Consider the following 24,796-nt stretch of genomic DNA (forward strand, 5'->3'; position numbering starts at 1 on the left):
TCAGCCCTCCTCGTAGGGGCCGGCCTGGTCGAACGGGCCGGCGCCGCCGGGGCCGGCCGGGTTGCCGCGCCGGGCGCCGAACGGGCCGCCGGGGCCGGAGCCCGGCGCCGCCCCCGGGCCCGTTCCGGCCGGGGCCGCCGTGCCGAGCGGGAGGGCCTTGCGCTTGCGCCCGGTCAGCATGGGGCGGTTGCGGTGGCCGCCGCGGCCCGGCGGGGCGGCCTCGGCGCCGGTCAGGCCGAGTTCGGCGGCGAGTTCCCACAGGGCCGCGCGGACCGTGGAGCGGGCGTCGAGGTCTTGGAGCCGGCCCGCGTCGACGCAGGGCTGGAGTTCCTTGAAGGCGGCCGGTACCGGGGTCCGGGCGACGTGGGTGCCGGTGGCCTTGGCGACCAGCGGCGGCTGGATCTCGGTGTGGCGGGTGAGGCGGTTGACGACGGTGGTGGTGTCCTCCGCCTTGCGGATCCGGAGCCGGTCCCACAGGCGCACCTGCCGCTTGGCGGCGCGCACGCAGACCACGTCGGGGGTGATCACCAGCAGGGCGGTGTCGGCGAGTTCGACGGCGGCGGCGTTGGCGGACTGCATCTGGGAGCCGCAGTCCGCGATCACCACGTCGTAGCGGCCGCGCAGGGCGGTGACGATCTGGCGGGCGGCGCGGTCGTCGACCTCCTCGCCGCGTTCGCCCTCCTCGGGGGCGAGCAGCAGTCCGAGCCCGGTGTGGTGGGCGTGCACCGCCTCCTTCAGGACCCGGGCGGAGATGTCCTGGATCCCGGCGAGGTCCACCACCGAGCGGCGGAACTGCACGTCCAGGTAGGAGCCGAGGTCGCCGGACTGCAGGTCGAGGTCGACCAGCGCGACCCGGCGGCCGGCGGCCCGGGCGGCGAGCGCCAGGTGGACGGCGGTCACGGTGGTGCCGACGCCGCCCTTGGCGCCGGTGACGGTGACCAGGGTGCCGGTCGGTGCGGGCAGCGCGTCCGGGTTGCCGCCGAGGTGGACGCGGACCCCGGCCGCCCACTGGGCCGCGGCCTGCACCCGGGCGACCAGTTCGTCGTAGCCCAGCGGGAGGGCGACGATGCCCCGGGCGCCGGCGTCCATCGCGGCGGAGAACAGGGCGGGGCCGGCGTCGGCGGTGATCAGGACGACGCCGACGGCGGGGAACCGGAGGGCCACCTCGCGGATCAGCTCCAGGGCCGGGCCGGGGCCGATGCCCTCGTGGACCAGGACGACCTCGGGGAGCGCCTGGACTGCCACCGGGCCGGCGGAGCCGCCGGTGGGGGCCGACGACGCCGGGCCGGTCTGTCCGGCGGCCCCGGCCAGCGCATTGAGCAGCGCGGTCCCGTCGGGGACGGCGGGTGCCGGTTCGGCGTCCGGCATCTGGCCGAGCAGGGCGGCCAGGGCCCGGGCGGCGTCCGGGTCGCCGACTGCCGGGAGGATGCGGATGGTCACCTGGGCCTCCTGGTCACTTGTCGCCGTCGAGGGTGTACGTGCGCTCGCCGGGCGGGATGGTGGCCTGGGTGCCGGGGGCGAGCAGGGCGAGCCGTACGTGGGAGGCGAACGACTCCGCGTAGGCGACCCGTTGGGCGTCCTGGGTGTCGAGCGCGAAGGTGATCGGGACGGCCTGGCCGGGCTGGCGGCTGGTGGCGCCGGCGCTGCCGGGGTCCTTGGCCTCCAGGGGGGACAGCTTGCCGACGTCGATGACCTGGGCACCGGCGACGATGACCTTGGAGACCGGCTTGTCCTCGGGACGCCGGCCGTCGAAGGTGGCGAAGATGTTGACCCGCGAACCGGGGTTGATCTTGCCGGCCACGCCGGTGGCGGCGTCGATCATGATGGCGATCTCCTGCTGTCCCGGTTGGAGCGCCGGCCGGTCGACGATCATGTCGTCCTGGAGCAGCGAGCCCTTCCTGAGCGGGGTCACCGCGATCTTGCCGCTGACCTTGTCCAGGTCGGTGACGGCGGTGGGCGGCAGCCACCGCTGCGGGATCCTCACCTCTTCGAACTGCCCCGGATCCAGCGTTCTATAGGCCGCGACATCCGTTTTGAGCCGGTAGGCGGTGCGTTCCGGTCCGACCTTGGACTCCACGTTGTGGATCACCGACAGCACGCCGATGAAGGCGCCGACCGCACAGAGGACGGACAGGAGCAGCAGGATCACTCCGCGGCGCTGGCGTGAGTTCATGGGCGCGGGACCTCGATCGGGACGGGGCGGTCAGGGCGGGCGGTGGACGGCGGCGGGACGCGGTACGGGGGCGGTTCAGCGCACGTGGGCCACCGGACGCGCGCCGCCGGGGAGGGTGCGGAGGTCGGGGTGGCCGGAGTAGTCCGGGTGGCCGGGCAGGCCGCGCGGCCCGGCGCTCGGGGGGCCGAGCGGCCGCTGGCCCGCGCCCATCACGTCCGGTCCGCGGACGTCGAGTTGGCCGCGGACGCCGGGGGCGCCGCCGCGGACGCCGGTCAGGCTCGGTCCGCCCGCGCCACCGGGAACTCCGGCGCCGTGGGGCGCGCCTGTGCCGTGGGGCGCTCCGGTGGCGGGCGGGGTGCCCGGGACGGGCGCGCCCCCCGTGGCGCGGGGGACGCCCGTGTTTCCGGGGACGCCCGTCTCCGGCGGGCCCCCGGCGCCGTGCGGGGTACCCGTGGCGCGCGGGGAGTTGGCCAGGTGCGGGGAGTTCGCGGCGGGCGGGACGTCGGTGACGTGCGGGGCATGAGCGGCGTGTGGGGCGTCGGTGCCGCGGGGGGCGTCCGGCGGTCCCGGCAGCGGCACGCCGTTGAAGCCGACCACCCCGACCACCCCGGGGACGCCGGCGGGCGCCACGGGTGACAGCCCGCGCTGCCGCAGCGGCGACCCGGCCGGGTCGGACGCGGCGGGGGGCGGCTCCAGCGCGGGCGCCGGCGCGGCGACCGCGGCCGGCGCCCCGGCTATGGCGGCGGGTTCCCGTCCCGCGGAGCCGCTGCCCGCCCGGTCCCGGGCCAGCGGCGCCGCGCAGAACGCGCAGCGGTCGCCGATGACTTCCTGGCCGCACCAGTCGCATTCCTCGCGCCGGACGGAGGCCACCAGACGGCTCAGCAGCGCCGGATCGGGGATGGCGGCGGCGAATTCGATCAGTTTCTGGGTGCCCCACCAGCGGGCGGACTCGCCGGGCAGCCGCGCCTCGTAGACGCCCTGCACCTGCCAGGCCGGGGCCAGCGCGGAGGTCACCCAGTCGGCACTGAGCTGGCCGCGGGCGACCGCGAGTTGGGTGGCGAAGCCGGGCGGGCGCAGGCCGGCCCGGGTGCTGTGCCGGTCGAGGTGGAGCAGTTGGGGCTGCGGGGTGGCGAGGACCGCGAAGTGCACGCCGGGCAGCCAGGACTTCATGTGGGAGCGCAGGTCCACCTCGACCCGGTCCAAGCCGCTGACGCTGCCCAGCAGGGCCCCGGCGTGGACGTAGTGCGCGAGCAGCCGGGCGGCGCAGGCCAGCACGCCGGGGCTGAAGCCGCACATCGACAACTGCCTCAGCTGGCGGGCGAGTACGGCGACGCCGAGCGGCGGCAGGGCGCTGGGCAGGATCGCGATCCGGTCGCTCTCCAGGACGGAGCGCAGGGTGTGCAGGCGACGGACGTGCTCCGGCGGGCAGGCGGTGGAGTACAGCACGATGAGGTGGCCGTGGTGTTCGAGGACCGCGCTGGTCTCCGCCAACGCCTCGTCCAGCGGCGCCAGGTGCGGGGCGCGCAGCACGACCGCGGCGGGGGTCTGGCGATCCGTCGCGGGCAGCGCGAGGTCCGGGCTGGTGACGGCAATCGCGGTCGGCACGTCGCTCCCCCACTCCTTCCGGCCTCCGGGGCTCCCGGGACCGCGGATCGGCACAGCTCTGCGCCATCGGCGCCATACGCTCTGCACTTTATCCACAGAGATACGTCCCGGAGAACACGTTCTGGGCTACTCGTCTTGCCCGTTGGTCCACAGGGAACCCCCCCATACCCCTCAAGCGGCGAGCATCGGAACACCGGCTTCCGACCGGACCCTTGACACCGTTTATTGGTCTGGACCACCTTGTACGACAAGCCCAGGGGCCCCTGAGCGCACACGGCACCACTCCCCCAACCACCCCCCACACGGAGGCAGTCGTGGTTCGCGCACATGGAGGAACAGGTACGACGAGGATGACGGTCAGGACACGCACGACCCGCGCGGCACGGTCGCGGTACGCCCGCGGACGGCTGCTGGCCGGGGTGGCCGCCGCCGTGTTGACCTCGGCCGGCCTGGTGGCGGCCGGCCCGGCCGCCACCGCCGGGGCGGTCGGCCCGACGGCCCGCACCGCGGCCGTCCCCAAGCACGCCCTGACGGGGTACTGGCAGAACTTCAACAACGGTGCCAAAGTGCAGAAGTTGAAGGACGTCGACGACGCCTACGACATCATCGCGGTGGCCTTCGCCGACGCGACCGGGCAGCCGGGCGCCGTCACCTTCACCCTCGATCCGGCGGTCGGCTACGGCTCGGCGGCCGACTTCAAGGCCGACGTCAAGGCCAAGCAGGCGGCCGGCAAGTCGGTGGTGCTCTCGGTCGGCGGCGAGAAGGGCGCGGTGGCGGTCAACGACGGCACGTCCGCGCAGAACTTCGCCGATTCGATCAACGGCCTGATGGACGAGTACGGCTTCGACGGCGTCGACATCGACCTGGAGAACGGCCTCAACTCCACCTACATGACACAGGCGTTGAAGGCCGTGCACGCCAAGCACCCCGGCGTCGTGGTGACGATGGCCCCGCAGACCATCGACATGCTGTCGCCGCAGAACGAGTACTTCAAGACCGCACTGGGCATCAAGGACTTCCTCACCGTCGTCAACACGCAGTTCTACAACAGCGGTGCGATGAACGGCTGCGACGGCAAGGTCTACTCCCAGGGCACGGTGGACTTCCTCACCTCGCTCGCCTGCACCCAGTTGGAGGGCGGTCTGGACCCGTCCCAGGTCGGCCTGGGCCTGCCGGCCTCCCCGAGCGCGGCGGGCGGCGGGTACGTCGCGCCGGCCGTGGTCAACGCGGCGCTGGACTGCCTGACCACGGGCACCAACTGCGGCTCGTTCAAGCCCGCCAGGACGTATCCGGGGCTGCGGGGCGCGATGACCTGGTCGACGAACTGGGACGCCGCGAACGGCGGTGCCTTCGCGAGTCAGGTGGGCGGCCACGTCCACGGGCTGCCGTAGCCGGCGCCCTCCCATGAGACGCCACCCCCCTGAAAGGGCCGGGCCCCGTGCACGAGGTGCGCGGGGCCCGGTCGCGCGTCGTGCGGGTCAGTGCCGGACGCCCGACGGCTTGGGCAGGGTGCAGCCCGAGGCGTTCAGGTCCAGCGTGTTGCCGGCGCCGAAGCACTTGGGGATGAAGTAGGTCTCCTCGGCGTAGTTGATGCCCTTGTGGACGGTGACGTTGCCGTTCTCGTCGACCTCGCACGGGTTGTTCTCGGTGCAGCGCTCACCGTTCTCGTTGCCCGTGTTGTTGATGGCGGTGACCTTGCCGGTGGTGTTGTCGACCACCGGCGAGCCGGAGGTCCCGCCGATCGTCTTGCACTCCGGGGTGTAGCGGACCGAGTCCTTCCAGGACCAGCCGCCCTCCTTGAGGGTGGGCACGAAGCCGTCGACGCTACAGGTGTAGGTCTTCTTCCAGTAGCCGGAGACGACGGTGATCCCGGCACCCTTGGCGGGGTGGTCGGTGGACAGCTCCAGCGGCTTGATGCCGTACTTCTGCTCGATCTGCGCGTAGGTCGAGCCGGTCTGATACAGCGTCACATCGGTGTCGGTCATCGTCGCGTAGACGATCTTGGTGGCCTGGAGCGTGCCGAGGTCGCCGGCGGACTTGTCCAGGACGGTGAAGCTGCGGCTGGAGGGCTGGTCGACTATCACCTGGCCCGGGTCGGGCATGCCGCTCTCCAGGCAGTGCCCGTTGGTCATCACCAGCGCCGGGTCGTTCGGCTGGGAGGTGGGCATCTTGACGATCGATCCGGAGCAGTCGTCCAGCGCCACCGTGCCGGCGAAGTCAACGGCCTTGGTGTGCGGGGGCTTCGGGGCGTGGTGCGCGGGGGCGCCGGCCGGGGCGGCGCCCGCCGGGCTGGCGGCGGTCACCAGGGCGGCGGCTCCCATGACGGCGGTGGCCAGGGTGCCGACGAGAGGTCGATACATGTGGGGGGTCCTCTCAGCTGTGTGTCCGGAGTTCCGCGGCGTCAGTTTCCGTGCACCGCTCCGGATTTGTCATGCGCATTGTTCGCTGACGGGGACCGCGCGGCAAGGATTTTCCGTAAATCGGTGACCCGCCCCGCGCCGCACCCACGAGCGGACGCCGGTGTTCCCTACCCACGCCACCCACTCGACCACCCCGGCGGACACGGAAGAGCGGTGCCCCGGAGCGCCGCGTCGCGCTCCGGGGCACCGCCCGGCCCTCCCCCGACGGCTCCCTAGACGAGCAGGCTCACCACGGCCGCCACCGCGAACCCGGCGAGCGAGAGCACCGATTCCAGCACCGTCCAGGACTTCAGCGTGTCCCGCTCGGAGATCCCGAAGTACTTGCTGACCATCCAGAACCCGCCGTCGTTCACATGCGAGGCGAAGATCGAGCCGGCCGAGATCGCCATGATGACCAGGGCCAGGTGCGCCTGGGAGAGCCCCTGCGCCTCGACCAGCGGCAGCACGATGCCGGCGGTGGTCACGATCGCCACCGTCGCCGAGCCCTGGGCCACCCGCAGCACCAGCGAGAGCAGGTAGGCCAGCACGATCACCGGCAGGCCGACGTGGTGGAAGGTGTCCGACAGCGCGGCGGCCACCCCGCTGCCCTTGAGCACCGCGCCGAAGATCCCGCCGGCGCCGACGACCAGCAGGATGTTGCCGACCGGCTTGAGGGACGCGGTGGAGACCGTCTCCAGGGACTTGCGGGACCAGCCGCGCCGCACGCCCAGCAGGTAGTACGCCAGCAGCAGGGCGAGCGTCAGGGCGACGAAGGGGTGGCCGAAGAACTCGATCACCGAGCGGCCGGTGGACGGGGCCAGCGCGATGGAGGAGAAGGTCGCCAGCAGGATCAGCACCAGCGGGGTGCCGATGATGGCGAGGACGGTGGCCAGCGCGACCGGCCGCTCCCGCGGGGCGCTTCCCGAAGCCGCCTGCTCGGCGGCGACCGCGGCCCGCGCCTCCTCGGCGGCCTCGGCCATGTCCTGCGGGACGGGCACGAACAGCCGCTTGCCGATCCAGGCGGCGTACCCCCAGGCCGCGAGCACCGCGGGCACCCCGCACACCACGCCCATCAGGATGACCCAGCCCAGGTCGACCTTGAACAGGCCGGCCGCGGCCACCGGTCCGGGGTGCGGCGGCAGGAACGCGTGCGTCATGGACAGTCCGGCCAGCAGCGGCATGGCGTAGAGCACGACCGACTTGCCGCTCTTCCTGGCGGCCGCGTAGACCAGCGGCGCCAGGACGAAGATGCCGACGTCGAAGAAGACCGGGATGCCGAAGATCAGGCCGGTCAGGCCCATCGCCAGCGGGGCGCGCCGCTCGCCGAAGAGGGCCAGCAGCCGGGCGCTCAACACCTCGGCGCCACCCGACACTTCGAGGATCGCGCCGAGCATGGTGCCCAGGCCGATGATGATGGCGACGTGGCCGAGGATGCCCCCCATACCGGCCTCGATCATGGAGACCGCGTCGGACTTCTGGACCGTGCCGAAGAGTTCGGTGACGGAGAGGCCGGCGGCCAGGCCGACCGCGACGGAGACGCCGAGCAGGGCGACGAAGGGCTGCAGCCTGACCTTCATGATCAGGAAGAGCAGCAGGGCGATGCCGAGGGCGGCGACGGCCAACAGGCCGGGCGTGCCCGGTATCAGGGCGAGCAGTCCACCGGTGTGTGGTGGTGCGGGCGGGGCGGGGGTCGCGGCAGCAAGGACCATGGGTGACTCCGTTGTCAGGCCGGGTGTGTCCAGGCAGGGGGGACCGCGGCACGGCACCCCGGCATTACGGGGTGCCGTGCCGTGCGGCGGGCGGTGCGCGCGGCGGTGCGCTAACGGCGGGCGGAGCAAGGGGGTTGGTGCCTCAGCTCAGGACGGCGAGGGCGTCGATCTCGATGAGCAGGCCCTTGGGCAGGCCCACGTAGACGGTGGTCCGGGCGGCCGGCGGGGCCGTCAGGTCCTGCTCCTCGAAGTAGGCGTTGTAGATCTCGTTCATCTCGGCGAAGTGGTCCACGTCCGTGAGGTAGACGCGCATCATCATCACGTCGTCCCAGGTGGCGCCGCCCTCTTCGAGGATCGCCTTGACGTTGGCGAAGGTCTGGAGGGTCTGCTCGCGCAGCGTCGGGCCGGCCGGCGTCGGGGGCTGGCCCGCGACGGCCGGCAGGAAGCCGACCTGGCCGGCGACCTGGAGGATGTTGCCCTTCTTGACGCCGTGCGAGAACTTCGCGGGCGGGGTGGTGTGGGTGGCCGGGGTGAGGGCGGTCTTCTCGCTCATGTGTGTCCTTCAGACGTGCTTCACGGGGCCGGCTTGTGGCCGGGGCTCGGGGTGCCGGAGTACTCCCGGCTGATGGCGTCGGCGGTGCGGCGCACCAGCGGGAGCAGGCCGAGGAGTTCCTCCGCGCTGACGACGACGTTGGGTGCGGAGACCGACATGGCGGCCGCCACCCGGCCGTCCGCGCCCCGGATGGGGGCGCCGACGCAGTTGATGGACTCCTCGTGGCCACCGAGGTCGGTGGCCCAGCCCTGTTCGCGCACCGTGGCCAGCTCGGCCAGGAAGGCCGCGGCGTCGGTGGTCGAACGGGACGTGTAACGGGGGTAGTCGAGCTTCTCCGCGACGGTGCGGCGCTCGGCCTCGGGCAGGTCGGCCAGGAGCAGCTTGGCGACCGCGGCGACGGTGATCGCGACCGGCTTGCCGATCCGGGAGTACATCCGGACCGGGTAGCGGCTCTCGACCTTGTCGATGTAGAGGACCTCGTTCTCCTCGTAGACGGCGAGGTGGACGGTGTGGCCGCACTTCTCGTTGAGCGCGACGAGGTGGGGGTGGGCGATGTCCCGGACGTCGAGGCTCTCCACGGCCTCCTGGGCGAGGGCGAAGAGCCGGGCGCCGAGGCGGTAGCGCTGGTCGGGCTGGCGGTAGACGAGGCCGTGCTCGTGGAGGGTGCGCAGCAGCCGCAGCGCGGTGGACTTGTGCACGCCGAGCCGGTCGGCGACCCGTCCCAGGTCGGCGGGGCCCTCGGCGAGCAGCGGCAGGATGCTCAGCGCGCGGTCGACGGTCTGGCTCATGCTCGTGCCCCGCTCCGCTTCGCCCCGGCCCCGCCGGGGGCGCGCCGGTCGATGGTGCTCTGGCTGCGCTCGTTCACTGCGTCCGTACCTCCTGGTCCGCGGCCTGGCTGGCGTCCGTCCAGCCGGGGCCGAGGTGCAGTTTCCCCCACGCGTCGTCGTCGAGCCCGGCCAACCGGTCCGCCACGGCGCGGGAGGGGGGTGCGGCGAGGTCGCCGGGGACGGTGAGGGCGGCGGCGGCCCACAGGTGGCCGTGCCGGACCCGGGTGCGCAGCGGCAGGGCGCGCAGGGCGGCGGAGAGGAACCCGGCGGCGAAGGCGTCGCCGGCACCGACCGCGGCGACCACGTCGACGGTGGGGGCGGGCACGAGGGTGCCGGCGGGCTCCTCGTCTTCGCCGGGGGTGCCGGGGGCGCGGCGGAAGACCAGCGCGCCGGCCGCGCCGAGCTTGACGACCAGGGTCTGGGGTTGGGGCAGCGCCGCCCGGACCGCCCTCGGGTCGGGCAGGCCCCAGGCGGCCAGCGCCTCGTCGGCGCCGACGAAGACGACGTCGGCGGCGCGCGCCAGGTCCAGGAGGACCTCCGGGCCGCGCGCGCCGGACCACAGGTGCGGACGGTGGTTGACGTCGAACGAGATCAGCGGGCGGGCGCGGTCGTCCGGGCGGGCCATGAGGGCGCGCAGCAGGCCCAGGCAGTCCGCGGAGAGCGCGGCGGTGATGCCGGAGAGGTGCAGCACCCGGCCGGAGCGGAGGGCGGCCAGGTCCATGGTGTCCGCGGCCATCGCGGAGGCGGCGGAGCCGGCACGGTAGTAGGCGACTTCGTGGGCGGCGGTGGCCCGGTCGCCGGCGGTGCGGAAGTAGATGCCGGTGGGGCGGGTGGGGTCGCGGCGGACCGCGGTGGTGTCGACGCCGTGGCCGGCGATCTCCCGGACCAGGTGGTCGCCGAAGCCGTCGGCGCCGACCCGGGAGATCCAGCGGGTCGGGTGCCCGGCGCGGGCGAGGGCGCAGGCGACGTTGGACTCCGCGCCGCCGATGGCGCGCTCGAAGGCCGGCACGTCGGCGAGCGGGCCGGGGACGGTGGGCAGGAAGGTGACCATGGACTCGCCGAGGCAGACGACGTCGACGTCCGGGGCCGCGCCGGCCGCCGGGACGGGCGGGTCGCTGACGTTCGAGGACCTGGTCACGATCGGTTGCGCTCCTTCGCTGTGCCGTCCCTGGCCGTCCGCTCTGCCGCGCGGGCCCCTCGAAGGGTCCGCGGGAGGGTGCGCCGGCCGCGGGCGGGGCCGCTTTCCGGGCGGTGTGACGTGGGGTTTCCGGTCTGCCCGCGGCGTGTTCCGCCCGGTCGGCCCTGGCGTTTTCCCACCATTGACCGGGCGATGGCTCGGATGTTAGACAGCTGTAAGCGATATGCGCAATGGGTGTTGCAGAGGGTGCAACACGCTCTTTGAGGAGGCTCCATGGCCGGCGAGCGGCTCGCGCAGGAACTCAAGAACCTCGCGGACGAGAAGGTCGATCACCGCTTCAAGGCGCTCCCCCCGGACGCCGCCGGACGCACCGTCGGCGCGCTGGCCGCCGAGCGCCGCAACCTCTTCACCGGCGGCTTCACCACCCCCGTACTGGCCCTCTCCGCCGAGTCGGTCGAGCACAACCTCGCCCTCCTGGAGACCTACGCCGCCCGGCACGGCCTGGCCTTCGCCCCGCACGGCAAGACCTCCATGGCCCCGCAGCTCTTCGAGCGCCAACTGGCGCACGGCGCCTGGGGAATCACCGCGGCCGTCCCCCACCAGGCGCGCGTCTACCGCGACTTCGGCATCCAGCGGATCTTCCTCGCCAACGAGGTCGTCGACGCCGCCGGGCTGCGCTGGCTGGCCGGCGAACTCGCCGCCGACCCCGACTTCCGCTTCATCTGCTACGTCGACTCGGTGCGCGGCATCGAGCTGATGGACGCCGCCCTGCGCGCCGCCGAGGCGACCCGCCCGGTGGACGTCGTCATCGAACTGGGCGCCGGCGACGGGGCCCGCACCGGCGCCCGCACCGAGGCCGAGTGCCGCGAACTGGCCGACGCGATCGCCGGCGTGGACACCCTCCGCCTGGTCGGTGTGGCCGGCTACGAGGGCGAGGTGCCCGACGCGGACCACGAGCGGGTCACGGCGTGGCTGCGCCGGCTGGTCGCGCTGGCCGCCGACCTCGACGCCGCCGGCCGCTTCGCCGACCTCGACGAGATCGTGGTCAGCGCCGGCGGCAGCGCGTGGTTCGACGCGGTCGCCGAGGTCTTCGCGGACCTCCCCGCGCTCTCCGCACCCGTCCTGAAGCTGCTGCGCTCGGGCGCGTACGTCTCGCACGACGACGGGCACTACCGCCACCTCACGCCCTTCAACCGCGTCCCGGAAGAGGGCGCGCTGGAGCCGGCCTTCCGCCTCTGGGCGCAGGTCGTCTCCCGCCCCACCCCGGAGCAGGCGTTCCTCAACGCCGGCAAGCGGGACGCCGCGTACGACCTCCACCTGCCGCAGCCGCAGGCCGTGCGCTCCGGCCGGGACGGCACCCTGCGCCCGGCGACCGGCCTCACCGTCACCGGCCTGTCCGACCAGCACGCCTGGGTACGGACCGAGCACGCCGGGGACCTGGAGGTCGGCGACTGGGTCGCCCTCGGCCTGTCGCACCCCTGCACCTCCTTCGACAAGTGGCAGTTGATCCCGCTGGTCGAGCGGGACGGGACGGTCGTCGATTTCGTCCGCACGTTCTTCTGATGCCCACCGGGGGTGCGCCGCTCGCCCCGGAGCACCCCCGAGAATCCCCGATCGCACCCTGACCCGCCCCTGACGCACCGCCCCGGACGGCCCAGACGGCCCGGACGGGGCGGCGAGGACCCGAGACCGCCGAGAGAGGCAGCCCGCCCATGGACACCGTGTTCCGCGACGCACGCGTCATCGACGGGTCCGGCGGCCCCTCCTACCGCGCCGACGTCGCCCTGGCGGACGGCCGGATCGCCACCGTCCACCGGGAGGCGGACGGCGGCCCCCGCCCGTCCGCCCCCCGCACCGTGGACGCCGCCGGCCTCGCCCTCGCCCCCGGCTTCATCGACATGCACGCGCACAGCGACCTGGCGCTGCTGCGCGACCCGGAGCACACCGCGAAGGCCGCCCAGGGCGTCACCCTCGAAGTCCTCGGCCAGGACGGCCTGTCCTACGCCCCGGTCGACGACCGCACGCTCGCCGCGGTCCGGGCCCAGATCGCCGGCTGGAACGGCGGCGGCCCCGGCGACGACGCCCTCCCCTTCACCTGGCGCACCGTCGGCGAGTACCTCGACCGCCTGGACCACGGCTTCGACGGCGAGGGCATCGCGGTCAACGCCGCCTACCTTGTCCCCCAGGGCACCGTCCGGATGCTCGCCGTCGGCCTCGACGACCGCCCGGCCACCGACGCCGAACTCGACCGGATGCGGCAGCTCGTCGCCGCGGGCCTGGAGCAGGGCGCGGTGGGCCTGTCGTCCGGCCTGACCTACACCCCGGGCATGTACGCCTCCGACGCCGAACTGACCGAACTGTGCCGGGTGGTGGCCCGCTACGACGGCTACTACTGCCCGCACCACCGCTCCTACGGCGCCGGCGCCCTGACCGCGTACGAGGAGATGATCGCCCTCACCCGCGAGGCCGGCTGCGCGCTGCACCTCGCCCACGCCACCATGAACTTCGGCGTCAACGAGGGCCGGGCGCCGGAACTCCTCGCCCTGTTGGACCAGGCCCTGGACGCCGGCGCCGACCTCACCCTGGACACCTATCCGTACACCCCCGGCTGCACCACGCTCGTGGCGATGCTGCCCAGCTGGGCCGGCGAGGGCGGCCCGGACGCGATCCTGGCCCGGCTGGCCGACGACACCACCGCCGCGGCCGTCCGGCACGCCCTGGAGGTCGAGGGGTCGGACGGCTGCCACGGCGTCCCCATCGACTGGGACACCATCGAGATCTCCGGCGTCACCGACCCCGCACTGGACGGCTGGGTCGGCGCGACCGTCGCCCGCACCGCCGCCGCCCGCGGCGAGGACCCCTGGGACGCCGCCCGCCACCTGCTGCGCGCCGACCGGCTGGGCCCCACGATCCTCCAGCACGTCGGGCACGAGGACAACGTCCGGCAGATCATGCGGCACCGGGTCCACACCGGCGGCAGCGACGGCATCCTCCAGGGCGCCAAGCCGCACCCGCGGGCGTACGGCACCTTCCCGCAGTACCTGGGCCGGTACGCCCGCGAGCTGGGCGTGCTGTCCCTGGAGGAGTGCGTGGCGCACCTGACGTCGCGCCCGGCCGCCCGGCTGCGGCTGCCCGACCGCGGCCTGGTCCGCGAGGGGTACCGCGCCGACCTGGTCCTCTTCGATCCGCGGACGGTCGCCGCCGGCTCCACCTTCGACGCCCCCCGCACCCCGCCCACCGGCATCCCGCACGTCCTGATCGACGGCCGGTTCGTCATCGAGGACGGCCGCCGCACCGACGTCCTGGCCGGCCGGGCGGTCCGCCGCACCCCGGGCCGGTCCTAACCGCGCCCGGCGGGACGCCCGGGCCCGACCGCCCGCCACGAAATCAGCACCCGCCCCACCGGTCGCACCGGGTGAGCGCCCGCGCACCGTCCGCCGACCACGTGGCGAAAACCACCCGGCGCGCTGCCCTACGCCCCCGTAGAGTGGCCGTCATGCAGGTGATCCAGTCAACGAAGCTCGCCAACGTCTGCTACGAAATCCGCGGCCCCGTGCTTGAGGAGGCGATGCGGCTGGAGGCAGAGGGTCACCGCATCCTCAAGCTCAACACCGGCAACCCGGCGGCGTTCGGATTCGAGTGCCCGCCCGAGATCCTGGAGGACGTCCTCCGCTCGGTCGGCACCGCACACGGCTACGGCGACGCCAAGGGCCTGCTCTCGGCCCGCCGGGCAGTGGTGCAGCACTACCAGACCAAGGGCATCGACCTCTCCGTCGACGACGTCTACCTCGGCAACGGCGTCTCCGAGCTGATCCAGATGTCGATGCAGGCACTGCTGGACGACGGCGACGAGGTGCTGGTCCCGGCCCCCGACTACCCGCTGTGGACGGCGTCGGTCTCGCTCTCCGGCGGCACCGCCGTCCACTACCGCTGCGACGAGCAGGCCGACTGGATGCCGGACCTCGCCGACATCGAGCGCAAGATCACCGACCGCACCAAGGCCCTCGTCGTCATCAACCCCAACAACCCCACCGGCGCGGTCTACGACGACGAGCTGCTGCGCGGCCTCGCCGAGATCGCCCGCCGGCACAACCTGATCGTCTGCGCCGACGAGATCTACGACAAGATCCTCTACGACGGCGTCACCCACACCCCGTTCGCCGCGCTCGCCCCGGACCTGCTGACGCTGACCTTCAACGGCCTGTCCAAGGCGTACCGGGTCGCCGGCTACCGCAGCGGCTGGCTGGCGGTCTGCGGCCCGAAGGCGCACGCCGCCTCGTACATCGAGGGGCTGACGATCCTGGCGAACATGCGGCTGTGCGCCAACATGCCGGCGCAGCACGCGGTCGCCACCGCCCTCGGCGGCCGGCAGTCGATCAACGACCTGGTGCTCCCCGGCGGCCGGCTCCTGGAGCAGCGCGACACCGCCTACGAACTGCTCACGCGGATACCGGGCGTCAGCTGCGTCAAGCCGAAGGGCGCGCTCTACGCCTTCCCTCGACTGGACCCCGCGGTGTACAAGGTCAAGGACGACCGTCAGATGGTGCTGGACCTGCTGCGCGCCGAGAAGATCATGATCGTCCACGGCACCGGCTTCAACTGGCCCGAGCCGGACCACTTCCGCCTGGTCACGCTGCCGAACAAGGACGACCTGACGGACGCCGTCACCCGCATCGGCGCCTTCCTCGACGGTTACGGACAGTACTGAACCGCAGCAACTTCTATACGAGACACAATTTTAGACAGGGTCTAAGCTAGGATGGCCTCCTAGACGTTTTCAGGAGGCCGTCCCATGTACGAACCGATCCGCACCAAGTCGGTCCACACCATGGCCGTCGCCCCGGGGATCCCGCACCGCTCCCGCGAGGAGGAGCTGGACATCCGGCTCGCCGGGCAGCTGACCGCGCTGCTCACCGTCACCGACGAGCTGCACGCCCTGACCGAGTGCGGCGCCGCGCGCGCCGCCCTGGCCTCGGCGGCCGAGCGCATCGCCGCCGCGGTCGCCCGGCTGAGCGGCCAGCTGCCGCTGCGCGCCGAACCGACCGGCGGCGACCCGACCCGGATCCCGGCCCTCCGCCAGCGCGCCCACACCCTCGCCGGGAACGCCCTCGCCGTCGCCACCTCGCGGGACGACGCCGAGGCCATCGCGCTGGCCGAGGAGCGGCTCTCCGCCCACCGCGCCGGCGAACGGGACCTCGCCACCACCTGACCGCACACTCCCGAGGACGCCGACCGGCGTCCGGCCGGTCGAAGGCCCCACAACGCACCCGCCCGGGGCCCGTACACGCGTACGGGCCCCGGGCGGTCGTGCACACGGGCCGGGCGGGCGGTGCGCCGCCGGGCCGGCCGGGACTAGCCGAGCCGCTGCACCAGCGCGCGGTACTCGTCCCACAGCTCCTTCGGCGTGTGGTCGCCGAAGGTGTTGAGGTGCTCGGGGACCAGCGCCGCCTCCTCGCGCCAGACCTCCTTGTCGACGGTGAGCAGGAACTCCAGGTCCTTCTCGGAGAGTTCCAGGCCCTCGGTGTCCAGCGCGTCCTTGGTGGGCAGCACACCGATCGGCGTCTCGACGCCCTCGGCCGTGCCCGCCAGCCGCTCGACGATCCACTTGAGCACCCGGCTGTTCTCGCCGAAGCCCGGCCACACGAAGCGGCCCGCGTCGTCCTTGCGGAACCAGTTGACGTAGTAGATCTTCGGCAGCTTCGCCGGGTCCTTGTCGGCCCCGACCTTGAGCCAGTGCGCCATGTAGTCGCCCATGTTGTAGCCGCAGAACGGCAGCATGGCGAACGGGTCGCGACGCAGCTCCCCGACCTTGCCCTCGGCGGCGGCGGTCTTCTCGGACGCCACGTTGGCCCCGAGGAAGACACCGTGCTGCCAGCTGAGCGACTCGGTCACCAGCGGCACCGCGCTGGCCCGGCGACCGCCGAACAGGATGGCCGAGATCGGCACGCCCTTGGGGTCCTCCCACTCGGGCGCGATGGTCGGGCACTGGGCGGCGGGCACGGTGAACCGCGCGTTGGGGTGCGCGGCCGGGACACCGGAGGCGGGCGTCCAGTCGTTGCCCTTCCAGTCCGTCAGGTGCGCCGGGGTCTCCTCGGTCATGCCCTCCCACCACACGTCGCCGTCGTCGGTCAGGGCGACGTTGGTGAAGACGGAGTTGCCCCAGAGGGTCTTCATGGCGTTGGCGTTGGTGTGCTCGCCGGTGCCGGGCGCCACGCCGAAGAAGCCGGCTTCGGGGTTGATCGCGTAGAGCTGGCCGTCCTCGCCGAACCGCATCCAGGCGATGTCGTCACCGATGGTCTCGACCGTCCAGCCGGGGATCGTCGGCTCCAGCATGGCCAGGTTCGTCTTGCCGCAGGCGCTCGGGAACGCCGCGGCGACGTACTTGGCCTCGCCCTGCGGCGGGGTCAGCTTGAGGACGAGCATGTGCTCGGCCAGCCAGCCCTCGTCGCGGGCCATGACGGAGGCGATCCGCAGCGCGTAGCACTTCTTGCCGAGCAGCGCGTTGCCGCCGTAGCCCGAGCCGTACGACCAGATCTCGCGGGACTCGGGGAAGTGCGAGATGTACTTGGTGGAGTTGCACGGCCACGGCACGTCCTGCTCGCCCTCGGCGAGCGGGGCGCCGAGGGTGTGCACGGCCTTGACGAAGAAGCCGTCGGTGCCGAGCTCGTCGAGGACCGCCTGGCCCATCCGCGTCATGGTGCGCATCGACACGGCGACGTACGCGGAGTCGGTGATCTCCACCCCGATGGCGGAGAGCGGGGAGCCGAGCGGGCCCATGCAGAACGGGACGACGTACATCGTCCGGCCCTTCATCGCACCGCGGAAGATGCCCTTCTCCCCCGCGAAGATCTCCCGCATCTCGGCGGGGGCCTTCCAGTGGTTGGTCGGGCCGGCGTCCTCTTCCTTCTCCGAACAGATGAAGGTGCGGTCCTCGACACGCGCGACGTCCGTCGGGTCGGACGCGGCGTAGTACGAGTTGGGGCGCTTGATCGGGTCGAGCTTGCGGAACGTGCCCTTCTCGACGAGCTCCTCGGACAGCCGCTCGTACTCCGCTTCCGAGCCGTCGCACCAGACGACCCGGTCGGGCTGGGTGATCGCCGCTATTTCGTCGACCCAATCGAGCAGGGCCTGGTGCCGGGTCGGGGTGGGAGCCGCGTTGTCGCGCGCCACGATCGCTCCTAGATGAGGGGTTTTGGCCGGCTTCCTGCTCATAAGGCAAGGAAACCGCTGCTTTTACTTGTCTGCCCCTTGGGGGCCGCGACCCGGATGCTTCGTGACCGCTCATCCGGTGCCGACCGCACTCATTTGATCATCCGACCCTGAATCGGTTCTGTCCAGGGGGCACCGTGGTGACCGTCACCACTTCCGGACGAATCCGTAACTTACGGTTGCGTAGGTAGCATTGCGCCATGACTTCCGCGCCTGACGCCGCCGAAAGCCGCCCCCCTGCCGCGCCGTCCAGGACCGATACCGGGTCCCCGGTCACGGCGGTCGCCGCCACGGCCGGACCGCTCAAGCCGAAGCTGCGGGGCTGGCTGCACGCCGGGATGTTCCCGGCCGTCCTGCTCTCCGGCGTCGTCCTGACCGCGCTCGCCGACAGCCCCCGAGGCCGCCTGGCCTGCGCGATCTACACGATCAGCGCCTGCCTGCTGTTCGGCGTCAGCGCCCTTTACCACCGCGGCAATTGGAGCCCCCGGGTCGACGGGGTGTTGCGCCGGCTCGACCACGCCAACATCTTCCTGATCATCGCCGGCACCTACACCCCGCTGACGCTGCTACTGGTGACGGGCACCCGCGGCCAGGTGCTGCTCTGGGCGGTCTGGGCCGCCGCACTGGCGGGCATCGCCTTCCGGGTCTTCTGGGTCGGCGCGCCACGCTGGCTCTACACCCCCTGCTACATCGCCATGGGCTGGGCCGCCGTCTTCTTCCTCCCCGACTTCCTGCGCACCGGCGGCATCGCCGTCCTCGTCCTCGTGATCGTCGGCGGGCTGCTCTACAGCGCGGGCGGCGTGATCTACGGCATCAAGCGCCCCAACCCGTCACCTCGGTGGTTCGGCTTCCATGAGGTCTTCCACTCCCTCACCCTCGCGGCCTTCGTCGTGCACTACGTGGGCATCTCGCTCGTCGCGTATTCGCACCGCTGAGGCGGGGATCCGGGTGGCCGACCCGTCGGGCCCGCCACCCGCTCTACCGCCCGGTCTGCCGGCACCCGCCGCGCCCCACCCCGGCCGCGGCCGCGAGGCGGCGGCCACGCGCCACGTCAAGACCGCCAGACCGGCCAGCACCAGCACCGTCACCAACAGGCCGCCCCCCACCAGGAAGCCGCCCACGCACAGCGCGGCGGCGAGCGCGGCATACACATGAATCGCGGGTCGCATCGCGAACCTCCCCGTCCGATCACCCAATCGTCACTGACAGTAATCATGCCCGCCTCACAGCGTGACACACCCCACTGACAATCAGAGCGCTGTCAAGGCACCGTGCCTCGGCCACGAGACGGACGGGGACAATGAGCCGCATGGTCTGCGCACGCGTCTCCGCCGCCACGCCCGGCAACCCGAAGCCCGGGCTGCGCGAGCGGAAGAAGCTCAAGACCCGGCAGGCGATCCGCCGGGCCGCCTTCCGGCTCTTCGCGGAGCGGGGCTACGACGCGACCCCCGTCGACCGGATCGCCGCGGCCGCCGAGGTCTCCCCCAGCACGGTCGTCCGCTACTTCCCCGCCAAGGAGGACATCGTGCTCACCGACGAGTACGACGCCCTGCTGGCCGCCGGGATCCGCGCCCGCCCGACCGGCGAACCCTTCGTCGAGACCCTGCGGCACGTCACGGTCGGGATCATGCGCGACATCAGCGCGACCGACCGCGGAGAACTCGTCCAGCGCATCCGGCTGATCCGCGACGTGCCGGCCGTGCGGGGCCGCACCGCGGAACTCACCGCCCGGCACATCGAGACCGTCAGCACCGCGCTGGCCGAGCGCGCCGGCCGCCCGGCGGACGACCTGGCAATCCGGGTCGTCAGCGCGGCCGTCCTGGCCGCGCTCCAGGAGGCGATGCTGCGCTGGGCCGGGGACCACGAGGCGACCAGCCCGCAGGAACTCATCCAGCAGTCCATGGACGTCCTGGCCCGCGGGCTCACCCTCTGACCGCGCGGCCCCCCGCACTCGGACCGCCGGCCCCCGGATCGCCCGGCTCCCCCAGGCGGGCCGCCAGACGCGACCGCACCCGGGACAACCGCGCGATGTGGCCGTCCAGCTCGGCCAGCCGGCGGCGGGCCACCGCCTCGGCGGCCGCGCAGCGCCCGGAGCCCGGATCCGGTACGAGCAGGTCCGGTACGCCCTCCGGCGGCAGGGACTGCAGCAGGTCCGCGAAGGCCCGCACGTCGCCGACGGTCAGCCCCGCCTCGCGCAGTTCGCGGACGGCCCGCAGCCGGCGGACGTCCTCCGCGTCGTACTCCCGGTGGCCCGACGGCATCCGCCGGGCCGTCACCAGTCCCTGCTGCTCGTAGTAGCGCAGCGCCCGCGGCGTCAGCCCGGCGGCCGCCGCCGCGTCCCCGATCCGCATCCGCCTCCCCCTCGTCCCCCCGTGGTGCGCGCGACGGCCTAGCGGCCGGCCGCCGTGGGGTCCCCGAACGTCTCGTTCAGGACCCGTTCGACGTCCACGGCCCAGGTCAGCAGGGACTCGTCGGCCCCGGACCGGCCCACCAACTGGAGCCCCAGCGGCAGTCCGTTGCCGGCCCGGCCGGCGGGCAGGCTCAGCGAGGGCAGCCCGGCGTTGCTCCACGGCAGGCACATGATCGCGCTGCCCGTGGTGGTGAGGTCGGGGGCCGCCGGGCCGGTGGCCGCCGGGGCGATCCACAGGTCGATCCCGGCGGCGGCACCGGCCGCCGCGAGCCGTTCGCGGAAGGCGGTGCGGCGCTCCGCGGCCGCCCGGTAGGCGGCGTCCCCGATCGCCTGCCCCTCCTGGAGGGCGGCCGTGGTCTGCTCCCGGTAGAGGTCGGCGTGGCGGGCGAACCACCCGGTGTGGGCGCGGGCGACCTCGTAGCGGTTCATGGTGAAGAGGTCCGCCACGACCTGCGCGAAGTCGGCCATCACGGGCACCTCGCGGACCTCGTAGCCGGCCGCCGCCAGCACCTCCCGCTGGGCCGCGAAGGCGTGCAGAGCCTGGGGGTCGGCCCGCTCCAGATAGGGCCCGACCGGTACGCCCAACACCGGGCATCCGCAGGGCACTTCGACGTCCGCGGTCCGCCAGTCGTCGCAGAGCACCGGCGCCGCCAGCGCGATCCCCGCCAGCTCCGCGGCGTAGCACCCGAGGGTGTCGAAGCTGAGCGCGTTCGGGATCACCCCGTCGAGCGGGATCCGCCCGTAGGTCGGCTTGAATCCGACCACTCCGCAGTAGGCGGCGGGCCGGATCATCGAGCCCACGGTCTGCGTCCCGATGGCCAGCGGGACCATCCCGGCGGCGACCGCCGCCGCCGAGCCGCTGCTCGAACCCCCGGGCGTGTGCGCCGGGTTGTGCGGGTTGCGGGTCGGCCCCGGCGCGGTGACCGCGAACTCCGCGGTCACCGTCTTGCCGGCGATCAGCGCCCCGGCGAGCCGCAGCCGGTCCACGACGGCCGCCTGCGGGCCGGTCAACTCGTCGGCCGGCAGCGCCGAACCCGCCCGGGTGGGCAACCCGTCGACGTGCACGATGTCCTTGATTCCGACCGGGACGCCGTACAGGGCGGGGCGCCCGGCGGGGCCCGGTGGCCCGGCCGAGGCCAGCTCCCGGGCCGCGGCCGACAGCCGATCGCGGCGCCGTGGCTCCGGCACGAAGGCCCGGATCCGGGGGTCCACGGCGTCGATGCGGTCGCAGGTGCGGCGCACCGCGTCGAGGGGATCGTCCACACCGGACCGCAGCGCCGCGGCCTCCTGGACGAGCGAGCGGTACCCGAGCAAGGTCGTCACCCCTGCAGGCTACCTCCGGGACGGGGACGGCCCCGGAGGAACGACCGTACGGGGCACCTCCGGGCACCCCGCGCGACCGTCCCGCCCGGGGGCGTGCCTTACAACTCCACCAGGACGGCGCCCAGGTGGCGGCCCGCGATCAGCTCCTGTAGCGCCTGCGGGGCCTGCTCGATGCCGTGCAGACGGGCGTGCGGGAAGGTGAGGGTGCCCTCGCGCAGCCCCTGCCCGAACAGCCGGTGCCACGCCGGGATCAGGTCCAGGTGGTCGTAGAGCGCGACGCCGCGCAGGGTGATGCTGCGGGCCAGCAGCGACAGGGTGTCGATCGGCGTGGGGGCCGGCTTCCCGTCGGCCAGTTGGACGGAGAGCGCGCCCACCACGGCGAGCCGGGCGCCGCGGTTGGCCAGGGCGATCGCGGCCTGGAGCTGTTCGCCGCCCACGTTGTCGAAGAGCGCGTCGATGCCCTCCGGGGCGGCCGCCCGCAGCTGCTCCTCGATGGGCCCGGCGCCGCGGACGACCACCGCGTCGTAGCCGAACTCCTTGCGCAGCCGGTCGGCCTTCTCCGGCGAGCCGGTGCTGCCGATGACCCGGGCGGCGCCGCGCAGCTTGGCGATCTGGCCGGCCAGCGAGCCGACGCCGCCGGCCGCCCCGGTGACGAACACCGTGTCACCGGGCCGGACTTCGGCGCCGCGGTCGATGCCCATCAGGGCGGTGGGCCCCTGGGAGAGGTAGCCGGCCGGGTCGGGCAGCAGTCCGGCGTCGAGGCGCTGGACGTCCCCGGCGTCCAACAGGGCGTACTCGCGCCAGCCGAGGCGGTGCGTCACCAGGTCGCCGGGGTTGAGGTCGGTCCCGGGGGCGGCGACCACCTCGCCGACGGCCGGCCCGTCGAGCGCCTTGCCGACCACGAAGGACGGCATCGGAACGGTGGTGACCTCGTCCATCAGGGTGCGCATCACGGCGGCGACGCTCATCAGGGTGTTGCGTACCAGTACCTGCCCCGCCGCCGGCTCCGGGACGGGGACCTCCACGATCTCGAAGAGGTCGTCGGTGACCGGGCCGGTGGGTCGGGCGGCCAGGCGGACTTCGCGGTGCGTGCGGTTCGTCATGCGCCGAGGCTAGAACTTGACGCCCGCGTCAAGTTCAATCCGGTCGCTGGTCCTAGGACTTGGGGCAGGTGCCGGGCCGCCGGCCCCGGAGGGAACCAGCGGGGCCGGCCGCCTACGGGCCGCCGGCCGGCCGCACCACTTCAGGGCCGCAGCCGCTCCGCCAGCTCCTCCGGGTCCGTCGTCGGCCGCTCGCAGGTGAAGTGCCGGCACACGTAGGCGGCCGGCTCGCCGTCGACCAGGGGGCGCGCCCTCAGCAGCGGCACCTCGGCGGTGTCCTCCCCCGGCGCACCCAGGGCCACCACCGCCCCGGGGGCGGTGCCCAGCAGCGCGGCCCGGTGCAGCGCCCGGGTGGCCGGGGCGTCCGACGGGCCGACCACCGCGACCTCGCGCGGGCCGTCCAACGCGGCCTCGGCGACCGCCAGCCCCCAGCCGATGAAGCGCGGCGCCCGGCCGCCCAGGGCGGTGACGACGCCCAGGGCGCGCTCGGCGGCGCCCCGGTGCAGGGCGCTGCCGGTCAGCGCCGCGTACGACAGCAACGCCCCGGCCGCGGCGGTCCACCCGGAGGGCGTGGCGTTGTCGGTCGGGTCCTGGGGGCGGCGGATCAGTCGCTCGGCGTCGGCGGCGGTGTCGTAGAGCGTGCCGTCCGGGGCGGCGAACTGGACCAGCACGGTGTCCAGGAAGAAGCCGGCGAACTCCACCCAGACGCCCTCCCCGGTGACCGACGCCAGCGTGAGGAACCCCTCGGCGACGTCCGCGTAGTCCTCCAGCACACCGGTGTGGGTGCCGGCCGTGCCGTCGCGGGAGGTGCGGTGCAGCCGGGCCTGCCAGTCCATGTGGACGCGGACCAACAGGTCGGCGGCGTCGGTGGCGGCCTGCACCAGGTCGGGCCGGTCGAAGAAGGCACCGGTCTCGGCGAGCGCGGCGACGGCCAGCCCGTTCCAGGAGGCGACGACCTTGTCGTCGCGTCCGGGGCGGGGGCGCTCGGCACGGGCCGCGAGCAGCCGCTCCTTCACCGACGCCACCCGCTCCGCGTCCACCAGGTCCCCGGTGTCCGGGAGTTGCAGGACGGAGGCGCCCTCCTCGAAGGTGCCGTCCTCGGTGACGCCGAAGTACGTGGCGGCGAACTCGGCGTCCTTCTCGCCCAGGACGGCGCGCAACTGCTCCGGCGTCCACACGTAGTACGTGCCCTCGGTGTGCCGGCCCGTGGCGTCGTCGCTGTCCGCGTCCAGTGCGGAGGCGAAGCCGCCGTGTTCGGTGCGGAGTTCGCGGACCATGAAGTCGGCGGTCTCCAGGGCGATCCGACGTGCCAGGTCCGAGCCGGTGGCGCGCCACAGGTGGGCGTAGGCGCGGCACAGCAGGGCGTTGTCGTACAGCATCTTCTCGAAGTGCGGAACGACCCATTCCCGGTCGACGGAGTAGCGGGCGAAGCCGCCGCCGAGCTGGTCGTAGATGCCGCCGCGGGCCATCGCGGCACAGGTCGCCTCGACCATCTCCAGGGCGCCCGCGGACCCCGTCCGGGCGTGGTGGCGCAGCAGGAACTCCACGACCATGGACGGCGGGAACTTCGGCGCGCCGCCGAACCCGCCGTGCACCGCGTCGAACTCGCGGGTCAGCCCCATCAGGGCGGCCGCCAGCTCCTCGGGACGCGGGGGCCGCTGGTCCCCCTCCGGCAGCGACTCGGCCAGCGAACGGCCCGCGAGGTCGGCGACGATCCGGCCGGCGACCTCGCCGACCTCCTCGCGCCGGTCCGCCCACGCCCCGCGGACCCCCTCGACGACCTGCCCGAACGACGGCATGCCATGGCGCGGCTCGGGCGGGAAGTACGTCCCGAAGTAGAAGGGCTCGGCGTCGGGCGTGAGGAACACGGTCATCGGCCAACCGCCCTGACCGGTGGCGGCCTGGACCGCCTCCATGTAGACGGCGTCGACGTCCGGACGCTCCTCGCGGTCGACCTTGACGGCCACGAAGTGCTCGTTGAGCAGCGCGGCCACGACCGGATCCTCGAAGCTCTCGTGCGCCATGACGTGGCACCAGTGGCACGAGCTGTAGCCGACGCTGAGCAGCACCGGGACGCCGCGCCGTCGGGCCTCCTCGAACGCTTCGGGGGACCACGGCCACCAGTCGACCGGATTGTCGGCGTGTTGGAGCAGGTACGGGGACGTCTCATGGGCCAGGCGGTTCGGCATGGGGCCATCCTCTCCCACTGGGGCCCCGGATTCCGGGAGAGGCGGGAGTTATCCACAGCCCTGCCGGAATCCGCCCGGACACGGAAGACTGTGTGCTCGGCGGAGATCACGCCGGGCGAGCCGCACGGGTGCGGGGACGCGCCGGTGGGCAGGGGTGATCC

20 protein-coding genes are annotated in these 24,796 nt (G+C 73.5%); 7 read left to right on the forward strand and 13 right to left on the reverse strand.

What is annotated here, in order from left to right:
- The 3 genes from ACLJT4_RS01885 to ACLJT4_RS01895 form a co-directional block, all read right to left on the reverse strand.
- Positions 1-1,440, reverse strand: a complete 1,440-nt coding sequence (locus ACLJT4_RS01885) for a CpaE family protein (RefSeq protein WP_411120675.1) — start codon at positions 1,438-1,440, stop codon at positions 1-3.
- A gap of 13 nt (positions 1,441-1,453) precedes the next feature.
- A complete protein-coding gene (gene cpaB / locus ACLJT4_RS01890; protein WP_016573412.1) occupies positions 1,454-2,173 on the reverse strand; it encodes a Flp pilus assembly protein CpaB in 720 nt (239 codons plus the stop codon).
- A 75-nt stretch (positions 2,174-2,248) separates the two neighbouring features.
- Entirely contained in the window at positions 2,249-3,778 is a 1,530-nt protein-coding gene (locus ACLJT4_RS01895; RefSeq protein WP_411120676.1) for a hypothetical protein, read from the reverse strand.
- Positions 3,779-4,128: 350 nt separating this feature from the next.
- Between ACLJT4_RS01895 and ACLJT4_RS01900 the strand changes: the two genes are divergently transcribed.
- Positions 4,129-5,169, forward strand: a complete 1,041-nt coding sequence (locus ACLJT4_RS01900; RefSeq protein WP_411120677.1) for a chitinase — start codon at positions 4,129-4,131, stop codon at positions 5,167-5,169.
- Positions 5,170-5,256: 87 nt separating this feature from the next.
- On the opposite strand, the gene ACLJT4_RS01905 is transcribed toward ACLJT4_RS01900, so the two are convergent.
- The 5 genes from ACLJT4_RS01905 to ACLJT4_RS01925 form a co-directional block, all read right to left on the reverse strand.
- Positions 5,257-6,138 (reverse strand): serine protease, encoded by an 882-nt coding sequence (locus tag ACLJT4_RS01905; RefSeq protein WP_411120678.1) that lies wholly within the window; start codon positions 6,136-6,138, stop codon positions 5,257-5,259.
- 272 nt (positions 6,139-6,410) lie between these two features.
- Entirely contained in the window at positions 6,411-7,886 is a 1,476-nt protein-coding gene (locus ACLJT4_RS01910) for a GntP family permease (RefSeq protein ID WP_411120679.1), read from the reverse strand.
- A gap of 142 nt (positions 7,887-8,028) precedes the next feature.
- The gene (locus ACLJT4_RS01915) at positions 8,029-8,439 is read right to left on the reverse strand and encodes a RidA family protein (protein WP_411120680.1); all 411 of its coding nucleotides are present in this window, start codon (positions 8,437-8,439) and stop codon (positions 8,029-8,031) included.
- 20 nt (positions 8,440-8,459) lie between these two features.
- The gene (locus ACLJT4_RS01920; protein WP_411120681.1) at positions 8,460-9,227 is read right to left on the reverse strand and encodes an IclR family transcriptional regulator; all 768 of its coding nucleotides are present in this window, start codon (positions 9,225-9,227) and stop codon (positions 8,460-8,462) included.
- 73 nt (positions 9,228-9,300) lie between these two features.
- A complete protein-coding gene (locus ACLJT4_RS01925) occupies positions 9,301-10,404 on the reverse strand; it encodes a sugar kinase (RefSeq protein ID WP_411120682.1) in 1,104 nt (367 codons plus the stop codon).
- 273 nt (positions 10,405-10,677) lie between these two features.
- On the opposite strand from ACLJT4_RS01925, the gene ACLJT4_RS01930 reads away from it, so the two are divergent.
- From ACLJT4_RS01930 to ACLJT4_RS01945, 4 genes are all read left to right on the forward strand, one after another.
- The gene (locus tag ACLJT4_RS01930; RefSeq protein WP_411120683.1) at positions 10,678-11,967 is read left to right on the forward strand and encodes an amino acid deaminase; all 1,290 of its coding nucleotides are present in this window, start codon (positions 10,678-10,680) and stop codon (positions 11,965-11,967) included.
- Positions 11,968-12,116: 149 nt separating this feature from the next.
- The gene (locus ACLJT4_RS01935; protein ID WP_411120684.1) at positions 12,117-13,748 is read left to right on the forward strand and encodes an N-acyl-D-amino-acid deacylase family protein; all 1,632 of its coding nucleotides are present in this window, start codon (positions 12,117-12,119) and stop codon (positions 13,746-13,748) included.
- Positions 13,749-13,900: 152 nt separating this feature from the next.
- A complete protein-coding gene (locus ACLJT4_RS01940; protein ID WP_016570428.1) occupies positions 13,901-15,112 on the forward strand; it encodes a pyridoxal phosphate-dependent aminotransferase in 1,212 nt (403 codons plus the stop codon).
- 84 nt (positions 15,113-15,196) lie between these two features.
- Positions 15,197-15,613, forward strand: coding sequence for a hypothetical protein (locus ACLJT4_RS01945; protein ID WP_411120685.1), 417 nt, complete (start codon positions 15,197-15,199; stop codon positions 15,611-15,613).
- A 143-nt stretch (positions 15,614-15,756) separates the two neighbouring features.
- On the opposite strand, the gene ACLJT4_RS01950 is transcribed toward ACLJT4_RS01945, so the two are convergent.
- Positions 15,757-17,574 (reverse strand): phosphoenolpyruvate carboxykinase (GTP), encoded by a 1,818-nt coding sequence (locus tag ACLJT4_RS01950; protein ID WP_411120686.1) that lies wholly within the window; start codon positions 17,572-17,574, stop codon positions 15,757-15,759.
- A 239-nt stretch (positions 17,575-17,813) separates the two neighbouring features.
- Between ACLJT4_RS01950 and trhA the strand changes: the two genes are divergently transcribed.
- Both trhA and ACLJT4_RS01960 read left to right on the forward strand, forming a co-directional pair.
- Entirely contained in the window at positions 17,814-18,548 is a 735-nt protein-coding gene (gene trhA / locus ACLJT4_RS01955; protein WP_016570431.1) for a PAQR family membrane homeostasis protein TrhA, read from the forward strand.
- A gap of 374 nt (positions 18,549-18,922) precedes the next feature.
- Positions 18,923-19,546, forward strand: a complete 624-nt coding sequence (locus tag ACLJT4_RS01960) for a TetR/AcrR family transcriptional regulator (protein ID WP_411120687.1) — start codon at positions 18,923-18,925, stop codon at positions 19,544-19,546.
- Here the strand turns inward: ACLJT4_RS01960 and ACLJT4_RS01965 are convergent.
- From ACLJT4_RS01965 to ACLJT4_RS01980, 4 genes are all read right to left on the reverse strand, one after another.
- Positions 19,536-19,964: a MerR family transcriptional regulator gene (locus ACLJT4_RS01965; protein ID WP_411120688.1), complete on the reverse strand. Its 429-nt coding sequence runs from the start codon at positions 19,962-19,964 to the stop codon at positions 19,536-19,538. The genes ACLJT4_RS01960 and ACLJT4_RS01965 overlap by 11 nt on opposite strands.
- A gap of 38 nt (positions 19,965-20,002) precedes the next feature.
- A complete protein-coding gene (locus tag ACLJT4_RS01970) occupies positions 20,003-21,346 on the reverse strand; it encodes an amidase (protein WP_411120689.1) in 1,344 nt (447 codons plus the stop codon).
- A 98-nt stretch (positions 21,347-21,444) separates the two neighbouring features.
- Positions 21,445-22,449: a zinc-binding dehydrogenase gene (locus ACLJT4_RS01975; protein ID WP_411120690.1), complete on the reverse strand. Its 1,005-nt coding sequence runs from the start codon at positions 22,447-22,449 to the stop codon at positions 21,445-21,447.
- A gap of 140 nt (positions 22,450-22,589) precedes the next feature.
- Positions 22,590-24,635: a thioredoxin domain-containing protein gene (locus ACLJT4_RS01980; RefSeq protein WP_411120691.1), complete on the reverse strand. Its 2,046-nt coding sequence runs from the start codon at positions 24,633-24,635 to the stop codon at positions 22,590-22,592.
- Between the last annotated feature and the right edge of the window lie 161 nt (positions 24,636-24,796).

The sequence above is a fragment of the Streptomyces sp. x-19 genome, from assembly GCF_046549115.1.
Taxonomy (GTDB): Bacteria; Actinomycetota; Actinomycetes; order Streptomycetales; family Streptomycetaceae; genus Streptomyces; species Streptomyces albulus_C.

What these genes read in the sequence shown, in the direction of transcription:
- cpaB (WP_016573412.1), bottom strand. Translation starts at nt 2,173, where the DNA reads ATGAACTCACGCCAGCGCCGCGGAGTGATCCTGCTGCTCCTGTCCGTC.
- ACLJT4_RS01900 (WP_411120677.1), top strand. Translation starts at nt 4,129, where the DNA reads ATGACGGTCAGGACACGCACGACCCGCGCGGCACGGTCGCGGTACGCC.
- ACLJT4_RS01905 (WP_411120678.1), bottom strand. Translation starts at nt 6,138, where the DNA reads ATGTATCGACCTCTCGTCGGCACCCTGGCCACCGCCGTCATGGGAGCC.
- ACLJT4_RS01910 (WP_411120679.1), bottom strand. Translation starts at nt 7,886, where the DNA reads ATGGTCCTTGCTGCCGCGACCCCCGCCCCGCCCGCACCACCACACACC.
- ACLJT4_RS01915 (WP_411120680.1), bottom strand. Translation starts at nt 8,439, where the DNA reads ATGAGCGAGAAGACCGCCCTCACCCCGGCCACCCACACCACCCCGCCC.
- ACLJT4_RS01920 (WP_411120681.1), bottom strand. Translation starts at nt 9,227, where the DNA reads ATGAGCCAGACCGTCGACCGCGCGCTGAGCATCCTGCCGCTGCTCGCC.
- ACLJT4_RS01930 (WP_411120683.1), top strand. Translation starts at nt 10,678, where the DNA reads ATGGCCGGCGAGCGGCTCGCGCAGGAACTCAAGAACCTCGCGGACGAG.
- ACLJT4_RS01935 (WP_411120684.1), top strand. Translation starts at nt 12,117, where the DNA reads ATGGACACCGTGTTCCGCGACGCACGCGTCATCGACGGGTCCGGCGGC.
- ACLJT4_RS01940 (WP_016570428.1), top strand. Translation starts at nt 13,901, where the DNA reads ATGCAGGTGATCCAGTCAACGAAGCTCGCCAACGTCTGCTACGAAATC.
- ACLJT4_RS01945 (WP_411120685.1), top strand. Translation starts at nt 15,197, where the DNA reads ATGTACGAACCGATCCGCACCAAGTCGGTCCACACCATGGCCGTCGCC.
- trhA (WP_016570431.1), top strand. Translation starts at nt 17,814, where the DNA reads ATGACTTCCGCGCCTGACGCCGCCGAAAGCCGCCCCCCTGCCGCGCCG.
- ACLJT4_RS01960 (WP_411120687.1), top strand. Translation starts at nt 18,923, where the DNA reads ATGGTCTGCGCACGCGTCTCCGCCGCCACGCCCGGCAACCCGAAGCCC.
- ACLJT4_RS01965 (WP_411120688.1), bottom strand. Translation starts at nt 19,964, where the DNA reads ATGCGGATCGGGGACGCGGCGGCGGCCGCCGGGCTGACGCCGCGGGCG.
- ACLJT4_RS01975 (WP_411120690.1), bottom strand. Translation starts at nt 22,449, where the DNA reads ATGACGAACCGCACGCACCGCGAAGTCCGCCTGGCCGCCCGACCCACC.
- ACLJT4_RS01980 (WP_411120691.1), bottom strand. Translation starts at nt 24,635, where the DNA reads ATGCCGAACCGCCTGGCCCATGAGACGTCCCCGTACCTGCTCCAACAC.